12 protein-coding genes and 1 riboswitch are annotated in these 15,617 nt (G+C 70.1%); of the genes, 6 read left to right on the forward strand and 6 right to left on the reverse strand.

Features of this window, described 5'->3' with window-relative positions:
• Nucleotides 1–44 precede the first annotated feature (44 nt).
• Nucleotides 45–1,280: a glucose-1-phosphate adenylyltransferase gene (gene glgC / locus MYF83_RS26410; RefSeq protein WP_248963409.1), complete on the forward strand. Its 1,236-nt coding sequence runs from the start codon at nt 45–47 to the stop codon at nt 1,278–1,280.
• A 129-nt stretch (nt 1,281–1,409) separates the two neighbouring features.
• A complete protein-coding gene (locus MYF83_RS26415) occupies nt 1,410–1,724 on the forward strand; it encodes a DUF5709 domain-containing protein (RefSeq protein WP_248963410.1) in 315 nt (104 codons plus the stop codon).
• Nucleotides 1,725–1,781: 57 nt separating this feature from the next.
• On the opposite strand, the gene MYF83_RS26420 is transcribed toward MYF83_RS26415, so the two are convergent.
• Entirely contained in the window at nt 1,782–1,931 is a 150-nt protein-coding gene (locus tag MYF83_RS26420) for a multicopper oxidase domain-containing protein (RefSeq protein ID WP_308201507.1), read from the reverse strand.
• Nucleotides 1,932–2,192: 261 nt separating this feature from the next.
• Here MYF83_RS26420 and MYF83_RS26425 point away from each other — a divergent pair, with 261 nt between their 5' ends.
• Complete coding sequence (locus MYF83_RS26425; RefSeq protein WP_248963411.1) at nt 2,193–3,761, forward strand: hypothetical protein; 1,569 nt, start codon at nt 2,193–2,195, stop codon at nt 3,759–3,761.
• Here MYF83_RS26425 and MYF83_RS26430 read toward each other — a convergent pair.
• The 4 genes from MYF83_RS26430 to MYF83_RS26445 form a co-directional block, all read right to left on the reverse strand.
• Complete coding sequence (locus MYF83_RS26430; RefSeq protein ID WP_248963412.1) at nt 3,693–4,901, reverse strand: mechanosensitive ion channel family protein; 1,209 nt, start codon at nt 4,899–4,901, stop codon at nt 3,693–3,695. The genes MYF83_RS26425 and MYF83_RS26430 overlap by 69 nt on opposite strands.
• Before the next feature lie 128 nt (nt 4,902–5,029).
• Nucleotides 5,030–6,025 carry a ribonucleotide-diphosphate reductase subunit beta gene (locus MYF83_RS26435; RefSeq protein WP_248963413.1) on the reverse strand — a complete coding sequence of 332 codons (996 nt, stop codon included), beginning with the start codon at nt 6,023–6,025 and terminating at the stop codon, nt 5,030–5,032.
• Nucleotides 6,025–8,403: a ribonucleoside-diphosphate reductase subunit alpha gene (locus MYF83_RS26440; protein ID WP_248963414.1), complete on the reverse strand. Its 2,379-nt coding sequence runs from the start codon at nt 8,401–8,403 to the stop codon at nt 6,025–6,027. The genes MYF83_RS26435 and MYF83_RS26440 overlap by 1 nt, the downstream gene beginning before the upstream one ends.
• A 122-nt stretch (nt 8,404–8,525) precedes the next feature.
• Nucleotides 8,526–8,724: riboswitch (cobalamin riboswitch) on the reverse strand.
• A gap of 79 nt (nt 8,725–8,803) precedes the next feature.
• Entirely contained in the window at nt 8,804–9,766 is a 963-nt protein-coding gene (locus MYF83_RS26445) for a tripartite tricarboxylate transporter substrate-binding protein (RefSeq protein ID WP_248963415.1), read from the reverse strand.
• Between the two features lie 343 nt (nt 9,767–10,109).
• On the opposite strand from MYF83_RS26445, the gene MYF83_RS26450 reads away from it, so the two are divergent.
• Nucleotides 10,110–11,333: an FxsB family cyclophane-forming radical SAM/SPASM peptide maturase gene (locus MYF83_RS26450; protein ID WP_248963416.1), complete on the forward strand. Its 1,224-nt coding sequence runs from the start codon at nt 10,110–10,112 to the stop codon at nt 11,331–11,333.
• A complete protein-coding gene (locus tag MYF83_RS26455) occupies nt 11,330–12,643 on the forward strand; it encodes an HEXXH motif domain-containing protein (RefSeq protein WP_248963417.1) in 1,314 nt (437 codons plus the stop codon). Before MYF83_RS26450 ends, MYF83_RS26455 begins: the two co-directional genes overlap by 4 nt.
• Here the strand turns inward: MYF83_RS26455 and fxsT are convergent.
• On the reverse strand, nt 12,640–15,171 hold the full coding sequence (fxsT, locus tag MYF83_RS26460; protein ID WP_248963418.1) for an FxSxx-COOH system tetratricopeptide repeat protein: 2,532 nt from the start codon (nt 15,169–15,171) through the stop codon (nt 12,640–12,642). The genes MYF83_RS26455 and fxsT overlap by 4 nt on opposite strands.
• Before the next feature lie 231 nt (nt 15,172–15,402).
• Between fxsT and MYF83_RS26465 the strand changes: the two genes are divergently transcribed.
• On the forward strand, nt 15,403–15,567 hold the full coding sequence (locus MYF83_RS26465) for an FxSxx-COOH-like cyclophane-containing RiPP peptide (protein ID WP_248963419.1): 165 nt from the start codon (nt 15,403–15,405) through the stop codon (nt 15,565–15,567).
• Nucleotides 15,568–15,617 lie beyond the last annotated feature (50 nt).

Genomic DNA, 15,617 nt, shown 5'->3' on the forward strand with positions numbered 1-15,617 from the left:
GTTTCGTCGGGTTTAGCTGGGTAAAGCCGGGTAACGTCGAGCGTATGACGACGTCCAAAATCCTCGCGATCGTGCTGGCCGGTGGCGAGGGCAAGCGGCTGATGCCGCTCACGGCCGACCGGGCGAAGCCGGCGGTTCCCTTCGGCGGCATCTACCGGCTGGTCGACTTCGTGCTGTCGAACCTGACCAACGGCGGCTACCTCAAGATCGTCGTCTTGACGCAGTACAAGAGCCACAGCCTGGACCGGCACATCACGCGGACCTGGCGCATGTCGACCATGCTCGGCAACTACGTCACGCCGGTGCCCGCCCAGCAGCGGCTCGGGCCCCGGTGGTTCGCCGGATCGGCGGACGCGCTCTTCCAGAACCTCAACCTGATCTACGACGAGCTGCCCGAGCACTGCATCGTCTTCGGCGCCGACCACATCTACCGCATGGACCCCCGGCAGATGGTCCAGCAGCACATCGACTCCGGAGCCGATGTGACCGTCGCCGCCATCCGGCAGCCCGTGGCGCTGGCCGACCAGTTCGGGGTGATCGAGACCGACCCGGCCGGGCACAGGATCGTCGCGTTCCGCGAGAAGCCCACCGACGCCATCGGCCTGCCGGACGCCCCCGACCAGGTCTACGCCTCGATGGGGAACTACGTCTTCAAGACCCAGGCGATGATCGACGCGCTGAGGGAGGACGCGCTCGACCCCAGCAGCAAGCACGACCTGGGCGGCAACATCATCCCGATGTTCGTGAAGTCCGGGGGCGCCGAGGTCTACGACTTCGCGCACAACGCCCTTCCCGGCTCCACCGAGCGCGACCGCGGCTACTGGCGGGACGTCGGGACCCTGGACGCCTACTACGAGGCCCACATGGACCTGGTGTCGGTGCACCCGGTGTTCAACCTCTACAACGAGCACTGGCCCATCTACACCGGTCACGACCCGCTGCCGCCGGCCAAGTTCGTGCACAACGACGGCGACCGCGTCGGGCACGCCGTGGACTCGCTGGTGTCGCCCGGCGTGATCGTCTCCGGGGGCACCGCCTCGCGGTCGATCCTGTCGCCGGGCGTGGTGCTGCACTCCCACTCGCAGGTCGAGGACTCCGTGCTCATGGGACACGTCAAGGTCGGCCGGGGGGCGATCATCCGGCGCGCCATCATCGACAAGAACGTGGTCATCCCCGACGGCGCCCGCATCGGCCTGGACCTCGACTACGACCGCTCCCGCTTCGCCGTGACGCGCGAGGGCGTGGTCGTGATCGGCAAGAACGAGGTCGTCGAGAGGTAGCGAACGGCCGCTCGGACCCCTCCCCGTGACCACGCGGACCATCGGGCATGCCCGAGTATCTAGCGTATGGCGATCGATTTCATGGCCTCGCGTGAGCGATACATTGCCGGACACGGGTAGGGCAACGGTATGACCGAATCGAGACGCGGGCCCGACGACATGGGCGATGACGAGCAGTTGACCGAGATCGAGGAGTGGACCGACAACCTGCCCATCGGCCACGAGATCGTCTCCGAGGACCCCGAGGACCGCGACGGCATCTCCCGGCGGGTCTGGCAGGAGGCGCCCGAACGCGGCCACGTGCCGCGCGAGGAGTACCGCTTCGTCGCCCCTGACGAGGGCGCCCGTCCCGACGAGGAGTCCGAGGAGTACGCGGCGGAGGTCGGCCAGGACGACGGCGACTTCTCCGCCGAGGAACGGGCGATGCACATCGAGCCCGACTGACCAGTACGTCCAGCCGGTCGCGTACTGCGCCGGCGGATCGCGCGACGCGGATCGCGCTCAGAACACGACGAGGTTGCCCATCATCGCCATGTCCTCGTGCTCCAGGTTGTGGCAGTGGAAGACGTAGCGCCCGGTGTAGCCGTCGAACCTGACGATGATGGTGGCCTGCTCGGCCGGCCGCAGGTCGAGGGTGTCCTTCCAGCCCAGGTCGTAGGGCCCTGGTCCGGAGTTCCCCGGGAGAGGACCTGGAACGGCGCCAGATGCAGATGGGCGAGTTGCTCGGACACCTGGACGCCGACGAGCAGGAGCAGCTACGGCTCCTGCTGCGCAAGTTCATCGCTCCCGGCGAATAGGGCTCCTTGCCCGGCTGCGGCCGGCCGCATGCTGGAGGAGCGGCGGACTCTCCGGGACCGGGTTTTCGCGATCAAGACCGGTCGTAGTCGACCATGTCGCGCTAAAGTCCCCGGTGTGCTGAGATCACGGCCGTTCTGGCGGCTGACGCCGGCGGAACGGCAAGTATGGGAGGCCTATCCCTCCGGCGCCTGGGTGGACCTGCGGACCGGTGACGCCGGCCGCGACGACCCGGCGAAGGGCGCGGAGTGGGGGCCGGAGCGGACCGTCCGGGCCGCACTGATCACCGCGCTCCTGCTCGGCGCCCATCCCGCCAAGGCCGGGCAGGTGGCCGGGCTCCGGCTCGCGGGCGCCCGGATCGTCGGGATGCTCAACCTCTCCGACGCGAAGGTCGACACCAAGCTCCACCTGCTGAGCTGCCACCTGCCGGACACGGTCGCCTTGACCGACGCCACCACCAAGGGGCTGCGGTTCCGCGGCTGCGACATCCGCCGCATCCGTGCGGCCCGCTGCACGATCGACGGGCTGTTCGATCTCGACTCGTGCAAAGTCCACGCCGGAGTACGGCTCGACAACGCCCATATCACCGGCCAGCTCAGGCTGGCCCGGGCCGTGCTGACCGCGCCGGAGAAGACGTCCGCCGCCTCCGAGAGCTACAAGGAGGACACCCGCCGCCCCTTCACCGAGGCGGAGAAACGCGAGCGCGGCTGGGAGCAGGACCACTGGGCCCTCTGGGCGGGGGGCCTGACCGTGGACGGCGGCGCCTTCTGCCGCGACCTGCGCACGGTCGGGGGGATTCGGATGATCGGCGCGCGGTTCAACAGCGGCCTCTACCTCCAGCGCGCGGTGATCAAGGGCACTGGTGGCCACGCCATCTACGCCGACCACCTGCAGGCCTCCAGCGTGGAGCTCAGCGGGGGCTTCACCGCCGAGGGCACGGTGCGGCTGCGCGGCGCGCGGGTCACCGGCGTGCTCTCCTTCGACGAGGCCACGCTGAGCGCCCACGGTCCTGCCCTGCACCTGAGCCACATGCAGGTCGACGAGCTCATCCTGCTCCCGTCCGCCGTCCAGGGCGAGATCAACCTCGGCTACTCGCGGGTGGGCGTCCTGCTCGACAGGCCGGACGCCTATCCCGAGCACGTGCGCCTCAACGGGTTCACCTTCGAGTCGCTGCGCGGGTACACCTCGCTCGCCGACCGCCTGTCCTGGGTGAGCCGCGACCCCGACGGCTACCGGCCGCTGCCCTACGAGCACCTGGCCGCGTGGTACCGCAGGATCGGTCACGACCAGGACGCGCGCCGGGTCCTGCTCGCCAAGCAGCGGGCCCGCCGCTCCACGATGCGCCTGCCGGGCCGGCTGGCGGGCCACCTTCTCGACGTGGTCGTGGGGTACGGGCACCGGCCGTGGCTCGCCGGGGTGTGGTTCGCCGTCCTGCTCGCCGCCGGGACGGCGGTCTTCGCCACCCATCCGCCCGCCCAGGTCGGCCTGGACGAGCGGCGGATCTTCCACCCCTTCCCCTACACGCTGGACCTGCTGGTGCCGGTGAGCGTCTTCGAGCAGCGCGCCGCCTGGGAACCGGTGGGCTGGACGCAGTGGCTGGCCAACATCCTCATCGCCTCAGGCTGGATCCTCGCCACGGCGCTGATCGCGGGCGGCACCCGCGTCCTGCGCCCGTCCAGCAACTGACATGCCCCGCCCGCCCGGCCGCTCAGGGCCCGGGGGCACGTCCTCCACGCGAAGGCGCGGCATGGCCTGGGGGTGGTTCTCGCGGATGTAGCCGATCAGGTGCTCGCGCATGTCGCACTTCAGGTCCCACACGCTCGGCGCGTCGGCGGCGCTCATGAGCGCGCGCAGCTCCACCACGCCGTTGGGCCCGACGTCGGTCACCTGGAGGATCCAGTCCTTCTGGTCCCAGAGCGGGTGCTCGCGCAGGCGGCGGTACAGCTCCGTCCGCAGTTCCTCGACCGGCACCGACCAGTCGACGTAGAGCATGACGTGCCCGATGACGCGGCTCTCGTAACGGGTCCAGTTCTCGAACGGCGTGGTCGTGAAGAACGACACCGGCAGGATGAGCCGCCGCTCGTCCCAGAGCCGCACGACGACGTAGGTCAGGGTCAGCTCCTCTATGCGGCCCCACTCCCCGTCGACGACCACGGCGTCGTCGAGCCGGATGGCGTCGCTGAAGGCCAGCTGCAGTCCGGCGATCAGGTTGCTCAGCGTGGACTGCGCCGCGATGCCGGCCACCACGCCGGCGATGCCCGCCGAGGCCAGCAGCCCCGCGCCGAGCGCCCGCACCGCGGGGAAGCTGAACAGCATCGCGCCGGCGGAGACGACGATGATGACGGCGGCGGCCACGCGGCGGACGAGCGTGATCTGCGTGCGGATGCGGCGGGCCCTGCGGTTGCCCTCGCCCTCGATGTGGGTGAGCCTGGCCAGCACCACGTCCGTCACCGCGTACGCGGCCTGGATGACCAGCCAGGAGACGCAGGCGATCAGCAGCACGGTGACCGTCTGCTCCACCGCGAAGTAGGCCGACGTTCCGGACATGCCCGGCGTGTACAGCGCGTTGAACGCGACGACGACCGCGGTGGCGAAGCCGGGCCAGGTGCACCGTTCGACGATCGGCCCCGCCAGCGAGAACCGGCCGTTGACCCGCCGGGATCTGAGCAGACGCCTGAGCAGCTCGACGGTCACGATCGCCGCCAGGACGGCGATCACCAGGATGATCCATTGCACTGCCGATGACACGGACGGTGTCCCCTTTGTCGTCTTCCCCGCTTGCACCGGCTGGACGCCGGCGAGCCGGTCCAGGACATCGCTGGTCATACCAGGATCAGGACCTTAAACCGGCTCGGGCGCATCCTTAACCACGCTTTGCCCGAAAAACCACCCGCGGGCCGGTGATTTCCCTCACAGTGCCGGTTGGAGGAGCGTTACGGGGACGCCGCGACGCGTCAGAAGGCCTCGTCCAGGCTCACGCTGCCCTCCACCGCCACCTGGTAGGCCGACACCCGGCGCTCGAAGAAGTTCGCCAGCTCCTGCACGTCCTGGAACTCCATGAAGGCGAACGGGTTGGCCGTGCCGTACCGCTCCGGCAGGCCGAGGCGCGCCAGGCGGCGGTCGGCGACGTATTCCAGATACTCCCGCATCTGGTCCGCGCTCATTCCGGCCAGCCCGTCGCCGCACAGGTCTTCCGCGAAGGCCAGCTCGGCGGCGACCGCCTCCTCGATCATGCGGGTGACCTGGACGCCCAGCTCGTCGTCGAACAGGTCCGGCTCCTCCGCCCGTACGGTGTCGACCACCGAGAAGGCGAACTCCATGTGCATGGACTCGTCGCGGAACACCCAGTTCGTCCCGGTGGCCAGCCCGCCCAGCAGGCCGCGCGAGCGCAGCCAGTACACGTAGGCGAAGGCTCCGTAGAAGAAGAGGCCCTCGATGCAGGCGGCGAAGCAGATCAGGTTGAGCAGGAACGCCCGGCGGTCCTCCCGGCCCGACAGGTGGCTGAGGGCGTTGATCGAGTCGATCCACCGGAAGCAGAAGTCCGCCTTGTCGCGAATGGACGGGATGTGCTCGACCGCGGCGAACGCCTTCGCCCGCTCGTCGTGGTCGGGCAGGTAGGTGTCCAGCAGCGTCAGGTAGAACTGCACGTGCACGGCCTCCTCGAACAGCTGCCGCGAGAGGTACAGCCGCGCCTCGGGCGCGTTGATGTGCTGGTAGAGGTTGAGCACGAGGTTGTTCGCCACGATCGAGTCGCCGGTCGCGAAGAACGCCACCAGCCTGTTGATCAGGTGCCGCTCCCCCGCGCTCAGCCTGGCCAGATCGGCGAGATCGGACTGCAGGTCCACCTCCTCGACCGTCCAGGTGTTGCGGATGGCGGCCCGGTACCGCTCGTAGAACTCCGGATACCGCATCGGCCGCAGGGTCAGGTCCATTCCAGGATCGAGCAGCATCACTGGCAGGCCTCGCAGATCTCGGGGTTCTCAAGGGAGCAGGCCACGGCGTCGGGATCGGGCAGGGGTGCGCGCACGTGAACGGCCCCGGACGCGGGTACGGATCCGGGCGCGGGGACCGGTCCCGGCGGGCTCGCCGGCACGGCCCCGGCGGCCACGGTCGTCTGCGCGATCCGCGTGGCCGGCCGCGAGCGCAGGTAGTAGGTGGTCTTCAGCCCGGCCCGCCAGGCGTAGGCGTACATCGAGGAGAGCTTGCCGATGGTCGGAGTCGCCATGAACAGGTTCAGGGACTGCGACTGGTCGATGTACGGCTGGCGCGCGGCGGCCAGGTCGATCAGCGCCTTCTGCGGCAGCTCCCAGGCCGTGCGGTACAGCCGCCTGAGGTCCTCGGGGATCGAGGTGATCTCCTGCACCGACCCGTCGGCGCGCTTGATCGCGTCCCTGACCTCCGGGGTCCACAGCCCGCGGTCCTGCAGGTCCCGCACCAGGTAGCGGTTGACCTGCAGGAACTCCCCCGACAGGGTCTCGCGCTTGAACACGTTGGACACCTGCGGCTCGACGCACTCGTAACACCCGGCGATCGAGGCGATGGTCGCGGTGGGGGCGACCGCGAGCAGCAGGGAGTTGCGCAGGCCGCCGGCCGCGATCCGCTCGCGCAGCGCCGCCCACTCGCCCGGATGCGCCGGGGCGGCGCCTGGGAAGTGGTCCAGGTGCAGCACGCCTCCGGCGGCGCGCGTGTCGGCGTACGACGGGTGCGCGCCGAACTCCTCGGCGAGGCCGGCGGACGCGCCGTAGGCCGCCAGCGCCATCTCCTCGGCGATCCGCGTGGACAGCGCGAGCGCCTCCGGGGAGTCGAACGGCAGCCGCGCCGCGAAGAGGACGTCGGCCAGGCCCATGACGCCGAGACCGACCGGACGCCAGCGCTTGTTGGCCGCCTCCGCCTCCGGCGTCGGGTAGAACCCCCGGTCGATGGACCTGTCGAGGAAGCGGACGGCCGTCGCCACCGTCGCGCGCAGCCGCGCCCAGTCGACCCGCCCGTCCACGACGTGTGCGGCGAGGTTGACCGAGCCGAGGTTGCACACGGCGGTCTCGGCGTCGCTGGTCACCTCCAGGATCTCGGTGCACAGGTTCGACAGGTGGATGACGTTCTCCGGCCGCGCCGTCTGGTTGGAGGCGCGGTTGGCGGCGTCCTTGAACGTCATCCACCCGTTGCCCGTCTGGGCGAGCGTGCGCATCATCCGGCCGTACAGCGCCCGCGCGGGCAGCCGCCTGACGTACCTGCCGGCCGCCTCCGCCTCGCGGTACGCCCGGTCGAACTCCTCACCCCACAGGTCCACCAGCTCGGGGACCTCCTTGGGGTCGAACAGCGACCACATCTCGTCCGCCTCGACGCGGCGCATGAACTCGTCGGGGACCCAGTTGGCCAGGTTCAGGTTGTGCGTGCGGCGGGCGTCCTCACCGGTGTTGTCGCGCAGCTCGAGGAACTCCTCGACGTCGGCGTGCCACGGCTCGAGGTACACGCAGGCGGCGCCCTTGCGCCGGCCGCCCTGGTTCACGGCCGCGACGCTCGCGTCCAGCGTCCGCAGCCACGGCACGATGCCGTTGGAGTGCCCGTTGGTGCCCCGGATGAGCGAGCCGCGCGCCCGCACCCGCGTCCAGGAGATCCCGATGCCGCCGGCGTACTTCGACAGCCGCGCCACCTGGCCGTACCGCTCGTAGATCGCCTCGAGCTCGTCGCGCGGGGAGTCGAGCAGGAAGCACGACGACAGCTGCGGCCGCCGCGCACCGGAGTTGAACAGCGTCGGCGAGCTGGGCAGGTACGACAGCGTCGAGATCAGTCGGTAGAGCTCGCCGGCCTCCGCGACGGTGTCCGCCAGCCCGCAGGCCACGCGCAGGAAGAAGTGCTGCGGCGCCTCAAGCGCGCCTCGGGTGACGGGGTGGCGCAGCAGGTAGCGGTCGTACACGGTGCGCAGCCCGAAGTACTCGAACCGGGCGTCCCCCTCGGGGTCGACCATCGCGTCCAGCGCGGCCGCGTTGGCCCGCACGAACCTCGCCAGGCCGTCCTGGATCAGCCCCGCCTCATGCGTGGCGGCGATCGAGGCGGAGAACGAGCGCACCCCGTGCGCCGCCGCATCCTCGGCTATCTCCTCGGCGAGCAGCCGGGCCGCGATGCGGGAGTTCGCCGGGTCGGCGATGACCCGCGCGGCCGCCTCCTCGATCGCCAGCCGTCTGGCGGCCCTCTTCTCCTCGGCGGCGTTCCCGGCCGCCGGGCGCCCGCCGGCCGCCCGCTCTCCGGCGGCCTCCGCCACCGCGAGCGGCCCGCCTCCGTCCAGCGCTTCCCCCGGATACGGCGGCGGCACATCGCGTGTCACGGTCACGTGCTCTCCCATTCGTGCGCTCGAATCCCCGTGCGAGGGCACGCGTCGGAGCACGACCGGTGAGCAGCGATGCACGGGCACGCCGGATGACCCCGTCACGTGGCCCACCCTCGAGGCCTTGGACGACAGCAGCATCACCGGCAGGTCTTCGGGCTCGCGGGCGCCTTTCCCATGCCTACCGGCCGTCGCTTCCCAGGCCCATCGGCCCAGTGCTCATGTGACGGCGGTCGTTCCCGCTTACCGCTGCGGGGCAGCCCCGGAATCGCACCGGGTTCCCTGTTGCCTCGCCCCGAGGGGCGAACCAGCGACGAGCAGAATCCTACATCTAGTGGCCACTGGCACAACAACCCCTAGAACTTGTGTCTCACACCCTTTACTCGTCGCCATCGGCGACGCACGGTCACACGCGCAGGCCGAGCTCGCCGAGCGCTCTGCTCAGCCGGGCGGACTCGACGCGGAGCCACTGCCGGAAGTCCTCGCCCTCCAGGTACAGCGGCGTCCAGCCGTTGCGCGCGCACAGCTCCCGCCACCGCCCGGACTCGGCGACCTCGTGGCACAGGCCGATGAGTGCCGCCCGGTCGTCGTCGCCCAGGCCGCCCGGCCCGATGAGCCCGCGCCAGTCGGCACAGTACAGATGCACGTCGCACTCCAGGAGGGTCGGCGCCTCCACCCCCGTGATGCGATCGGGCGAGGACACCGCGAGCACGTGCAGCTGACCGGCGCGTATGCGGTCCCGCACTCCGGTGTGGCTCGCCAGCGCCGCCACCACCCGCCCGTCCGCGAGCGCGGCGACCGCCTCCTGGGTGGTGGGGTAGCCGACGTAGCGCAGCGTCCGCGCGTCCACGCCGAGGCTCTGGGCGAGCATGCCGTAAAGCACGTGGTCCACCCCGCCCTCGCCCCTGCCCGCCACCGCCAGCTTGGCCGGGTCGCGCCGCATGGCGTCGGCGAACGCCGCGAACGACTTGAGGCGGGAGGTGACCGGGACCACCAGCACCTCCCACTCGCCGCAGAGCCGGGCGAGCGGCGTGGTGCCGGCGAAGGCGCCCTCCTGCCGGACGGTGCGCACGGTGCCGACCAGTTGGGGCTCGGCCATCAGCACCTGCTTCAGGTGCCGCGCGCGGGTGAACTCCGTCAGGACCGCGTGCGCCGGCCGGTTCAGCACCTGGACGCCGCCTACCAGGGCGTTCCGCTCGGCGACCGCTTTGAGGGCTTGGGCGACCCGGTCGCAGTCGCCGCCGGCCGGCCCGGGCACCATCATCGGCAGCGTCGCCGAGGCGAGCCTGCTCCTCGCCGGTCCGTCCCCGCACCCGGCGGTCAGCGCGACCAGCCCCACCCCGAGCGCGAGCACCTGCCGACGACGCATGCTTCACGCCCTTTCCCCCGTTATCCGACTAAATGCCCATTTCACGACACCGCCACACGGGACACCGGCCGGACGGGCGCGCAGCAGCCCCGTTCCGTGAAAGGAGAGAGAACCGGAACGGCGGACCGCCACCCACGAACCACGTACACCGGCGAGTCCGCTTTCAGGTAAAGGGAAGATTCCACCGAACACCTGAAAGTCATCTCACAACCATGGATGTTGACTTCGGCCGGAAAGTCGTGCCAGATAGGAGGCAACACGGCAGACTTCGCAAACTCGATGAAAAGCGAGGTTCCGGACGGCATGACGGAGGAGACCCTGATCACCTTAGAGGTTGTCGCATTTGCCAGGAAACCCTGACCCGGAATCCTCTTTTTTCCCGGCGTCCCTGGACGTCCAGGCCGTACTGGCGTCGGGATGGCGGCCCTTTCCCTTCCGGCAGTTCATCCTGAAGATCCACAGCAGGTGCGACCTCGCCTGCCGGCACTGCTACGTCTACGAGATGGCCGACCAGAGCTGGCGTTCCCAACCACGCCGGATGTCCAGAACGGTCGTCGACCACGCGGCCGAGCGCATCGCCGAGCACGCGCGGCGGCACGACCTCGCCGAGGTCGAGGTGGTCCTCCACGGAGGAGAGCCGCTGCTGGCCGGCCCCGAGCTGATCTCCTACGCCGTCCAGACGATCAGAGGAGCCGCCGACACGGGCACCCTGGTGCACGTCGGCGTGCAGACGAACGGCGTGCGCCTGGACGACGGCTACCTGGAACTGTTCGACGGCCTCGGCGTCCGGATCGGCGTCAGCCTCGACGGTGACGAGCAGGCCCACGACCGGCACCGCACGTTCGCCAACGGCCGGGGCAGCCACGCGGCCGTGGCGGCGTCGCTCCGGCGGCTGGCGCACGGGCCGTTCCACCACCTGTTCAGCGGCCTTCTCTGCACCATCGACGTGCGCAACGATCCGATCGCGACCTACGAGGCGCTCCTCGAGTTCGACCCGCCGGCGATCGACTTCCTGCTGCCCCACGGGAACTGGTCGGCGCCCCCGCCGTTCCGCGAGCCCGGATCGGGCACCACGCCGTACGCCGACTGGCTCATCCCCATCTTCGACCGGTGGTACGGCGCCGCCAAGGACGAGACGGAGGTGCGGTTCTTCCAGGAGATCATGCGGTTGATGGCGGGCCGGTCATCCCGCACCGAGGCCATCGGGCTGTCCCCCGCCCGCATGCTCGTCATCGAGACCGACGGCAGCATCGAGCAGTCCGACATCCTCAAGTCGAGCTACCCCGGCGCGGGCGCGACCCGGCTCCACGTCCTTCGTGACACCTTCGAAGAGGCCCTGCTCCATCCGTCCGTCGTCGCCAGGCAGATCGGGGAGCCGGCGCTCGGGCCGGCCTGTACCGCCTGTGACATCCACACGATCTGCGGAGGAGGGATGTACGCCCACCGTTACAGCGACACCGCCGGGTTCTCGGGTCCCTCCGTGTACTGCCCGGATCTCTACCGCCTGATCACGCACATCCACGACAGGTTCGCCCGGGACGTCGCCCTGCTGAAGGGCGGCCGATGAGACGGGCCGGCGACCGGATCACCGACGAGATGCTCTCCCGCCTCGCGGCAGGCGGCGGCGGAGCCGACATCGCACAGGAGCTGTGCGCCGTGCAGGAGAGCAGGAACCGGCTCCTGGTCAGCGGAATCGTGCAGGAGGCGGCGCGGCTCCGGCACGAACAGGGCCGCCTCGCCGCCGATGCCTACGCCTTGCTCGCGGACATCGAGCCGTCGGCGCCAAAGGAGGTGCGCCGGGCCTTCCGGTACCCGGCGGTCGGAGCGTGGGCACTCCGCTGCTACGCCTCGCTGGCCGGCGGTGATCCGGCGGGAGCCGAACCCGGCCGGCTCGGGGCGGTCGCGGCGGCGGTGGCGATCAGGTCGCGCACGCCGTGCCGGCTCCGGATCCCCGCACGCCGGGGCACGTTCATGCTCCCCGGCCTCGGACGGGTCGTGCTCCCCTCCGGCGTCGAGGGGCCCGTCGACGTCGAAGTCCATCCCGGCCCACTCGGAGCCCGGCTCGGCATCGGACGGTCGGCCGTCGAGGTCGACCTCGCCGAGGACCGGCCGGGGTGGAAGGTGCTGCACCGCGTCTCCCCCGTGCCCGGCGTTGACCTCGTCCTCGACGATCTCGACGGATACCGGTGGCCGGAGACGGGCGCCGCCCGGCCTCGCCTCCCCGGCGGCGAGCGAGAGCACTGGGCCTCCTGCCTGCGGGAAGCCTGGCGCATCCTGGCGAGCGACCACCGCACCGTGGCCGCCGAGGTTGCGAGCGCCGTCTCGGTGCTCACACCGCTCGCCTCCCCGGCGCACGGCCAGAACAGCGGCTCGGCGCGGGAGACGTTCGGCACCGTCGCCCTGTCCAGACCCGTGGGAGGTCTGACGCTGGCCGCGACCTTCGCGCACGAGATCCAGCACGCCAAGCTCACCGCTCTGCTGGACGTCGTCCCGCTGACGCGCCCGGGTCACCGGTTCGCCGGCTACGCCCCGTGGAGAGACGATCCCCGGCCGGTCTACGGCCTGCTCCAGGGGGCCTACGCCTTCCTCGGCGTGGCCGGATTCTGGCGCCGCCGGCGGCAGGCCGTGGACGGGACGGACGACTCGTACGCCGACGCGCAGTTCGCCCGCTGGAGGGACGGCGCCCACCTTGTCACCGGCACCCTGCTGCGCAGCGGTGGGCTGACCGAACGCGGCCACGACTTCGTGACCGGCATGCGGGCGACGCTCGAACACTGGCGCGCCGAACCCGTGCCGGCCGGCGCGGCGGCACGGGCGCGCCAGGAGGCCGAACGGCATCGGGAGGCCTGGGAGCGGCGCAACCCCGGGTTCGTCTAGATCGGCGGCGGGTCGAAGTCGAAGTCGATGCGCCTTCCCGCGGACGCCAGCTCGGCATCGGGATGGCCGAGTCGCAGGTCCTCGCCGTACCGCTCGAGCGTCAGCCTCCGCAGAGCCTCCCCCTCCTCGACGGCGCCATCGGCGATCAGGTCGAGCGCGAGGTTGGACCGGCAGGCCATCGTCATGAAATGGCCCTCACCGAAGAGGCGGGTGAGCCGTGCCAGGCTGTCCTCGCCGAGCCTCCGCGCCTCCCCCACCTCCCCCAGGGCCGCGAGGTCGGTGGCGAGGTTGACCGCGCAGGTGAGGCTGTAGTCGTGGTTCCGGCTGACCGTGTCCGCCAGCCCCTCCAAGGCCTTCTCGTTGAGCGCCCGCGCCGCCGCGGCGTCCCCGGTCAGCCGATACAGGAGCGCGAGGTTCACGTTGCACCCGTAGACATAGGGATGGTGGTCGCCGAAGACCTTGGGATAACGGGGAACCGTCTCCTCGGCGAGCTCCAGCGCCTCCTCCAGCCGCCCGCAGGTGCGCAGGGTGTTGGACAGATCGATGGCGGCCGCCATCGTGTCCGGATTGCCGGGACCGAACAGGCGCATGAACCGGCCGTGGGTCTCGCGGGCCAGTTCGAGGGCCTCGGTGAGCATGCCTCGTCTCCGCCTGGCGATGGAGAGGTCCTTGGCGGCCAGCAGGGTGGAGGGGTGATCAAGGGACAGCTCGCGCATCCCGAACGCGTAGACCTCCTCCCCGAGGTCGCAGGCCTCCGCGTAGTCACCGCACAACCGGACGGCGCGGGCCAGCCCGTTCCACGACATGAGCACCGAGGTCTTTCCGACCCCCTCCTCCGCGTCGCGCTGCTCGACGTAGGTCTCCTGGTGGAGTTCCCGCGCCCTGGTGTAGTCGCTGGTCAGGGCGTAGTCGAGGGCGAGGCTGTTCATCACGCGCAGGGTGCTCGGCGCGATCGCGCCGAAGAGCCGCGTGTGCGCCTCCCTCGACCTCAGGTCGAGCTCGCGCGCCTGCAGGAACTGCCCTCGCGCGCGCAGGTCGGCGCCGTAGCCGTTGGTGATCCACAGCGTCTCGCTGTGGTCGGCCCCGAGCACCTGGAGCATCCTCTCGCGCGTCGCGTGGTCGACCTTGTACGCCTCGGCGTACTCACCGAGCCTGCGCAGGATGTTGCCGAGATGCTTCTGCGCGACGAGCACGTCCATGTGGCCGGGTCCGCTGATCTCGGTCCATTGCTCGATGAAGCCGGTGACGAAGGAGAGGGCCGACCGGTAGTTCCCCGCCTGGTAGAGATAGCGGACGATGTTGAGCGCGAAGGCACGCACACCGGGGTCCTCGCAGCCGGCCAGTCTCGACGGCCCGATGTGGGTCACCAGCTCCTCGAACTCGCGCCACCTGTCGATCTTGTCGGGATCCGGCGGCGCGCTGCCCGCGAGCAGCAGGTGCACCTCGTGGCTGAGCTCGTCCTTGGCCTCGTCCGTCAGCTCGTCCCGGAGCAGGACCTGGATGAGCCGGTGAACCTGCACCGTGCGAGTGGAGGAGTCGATCCTCGCGAGGGCGAACCGTCCGAGCTCCAGCAATGCCTTGCTGAGCAGGATGGGGTCGGAGAGGATCGGGCCGAGCCGCGGCGCCCGGGCGCTCTTTCCCCGGCGGAACACGTCGCGGGGAATGGGCTCCGGGCCGAAGAACGCGCAGCAGCGCAGAACCTCCACCGCCTCGGGGAGCCGGTCTTCGAGCAGGGACACCGACACCTTCCACGCCGCGGTCATCGAGAGCGGGTAGTCAGAGGCCTTGTTGGCATTGAGCAGGCGGCTCGCCTGCGCATCGAGCTGCTCGATGTATTCGTCGACCGTCATCCCCGTCTCGTACTGCAAGGCGCCCGCCTGCTCCAGCGCGAGGGGCAGGTCCCCCAGCTTCTCCGCGAGCCGGTTCGCCTCGTCACGATCGAACTGCCCGCGGAGACGCTTCTCGAGGAAGGCGATGCTCTCATCGCGGTCGAAGACGTTGACGCGGAGGGTCTCGACGTGGTTCTCCCAGCGGGGATTGCGAGAGGTGATCAGCACATGGCCGGGCCCCTGGGGCAGAAAGCCCTGGATGTGCTCGGGATCCTCCGCGTTGTCGAAGACGAGCAACCAGCGCCGGTAGGGCGCACCCTCCTCAAGGGCCCTGCGCACCGCCTCGGCGGCGTCGTCGACTCCGGTGGCCGACGCGGGCGGCAACCCGAGGCTCGGAGCCATCGCCGCCAGCGAGGAAGGCAGCAGCACGCGCTGGTCGGCGGAGATCCACCATACGAGATCGTAATGCGACCGGTAACGGTGTGCGTATTCAATGGCGAGCTGGGTCTTCCCGACACCGCCCAGGCCGTGAAGTGCGCGTGGTTGCGGGACGACGGCGGTGACCGTGTTGATTCCTTTTCTGAGTGCGAGCAGGAGATCATCGCGACCGGTGAAGTTCCTGTTCCGGGGCGGCACTCTTTCCCAGATCTCGGGCCTGCGGTCCGGCACCGTGTGCGCGGCCTGCGAAAGCTCTGCCATCAGCCGCCTCCGTCTGTAGATCACCCCTGGATATCATCCTAGAGGTTGATTCGCCACCTCGGACATCACAGAATCGTATAACCGGAATCTTTCGCGAGCACGAAGGAGTGGTGACGGTTCCGGTCTTCGGGAACGGCCCCGAACGACGAATGGGAAGACCGAAATTCGAGGCGACGGACGCGGCGGCACGACAGCGCCTTGCCACCCGCGTATCGCGACAGAAGGAGCCCCATGAGTAACGAGGTGCCCACCTCAACCGATCTCATCGACGTCACCGGAATCACCCTGAAGGACCTCGCGCGAACCGACAACGTGGTGGTGCGGAAGATCCTGCGGGCGCTGCTCCTCGACCCGGCGGACGCGCCGCCGACGGCGGGCTTCGACAGTTCGATCTGACCAGACGGCTTGCCGATCACGGCCGGACACGACAGAAAGGTGGATGTGAC

The sequence above is a fragment of the Sphaerisporangium perillae genome (assembly GCF_023276435.1).
Lineage (GTDB): Bacteria > Actinomycetota > Actinomycetes > Streptosporangiales > Streptosporangiaceae > Sphaerisporangium > Sphaerisporangium perillae.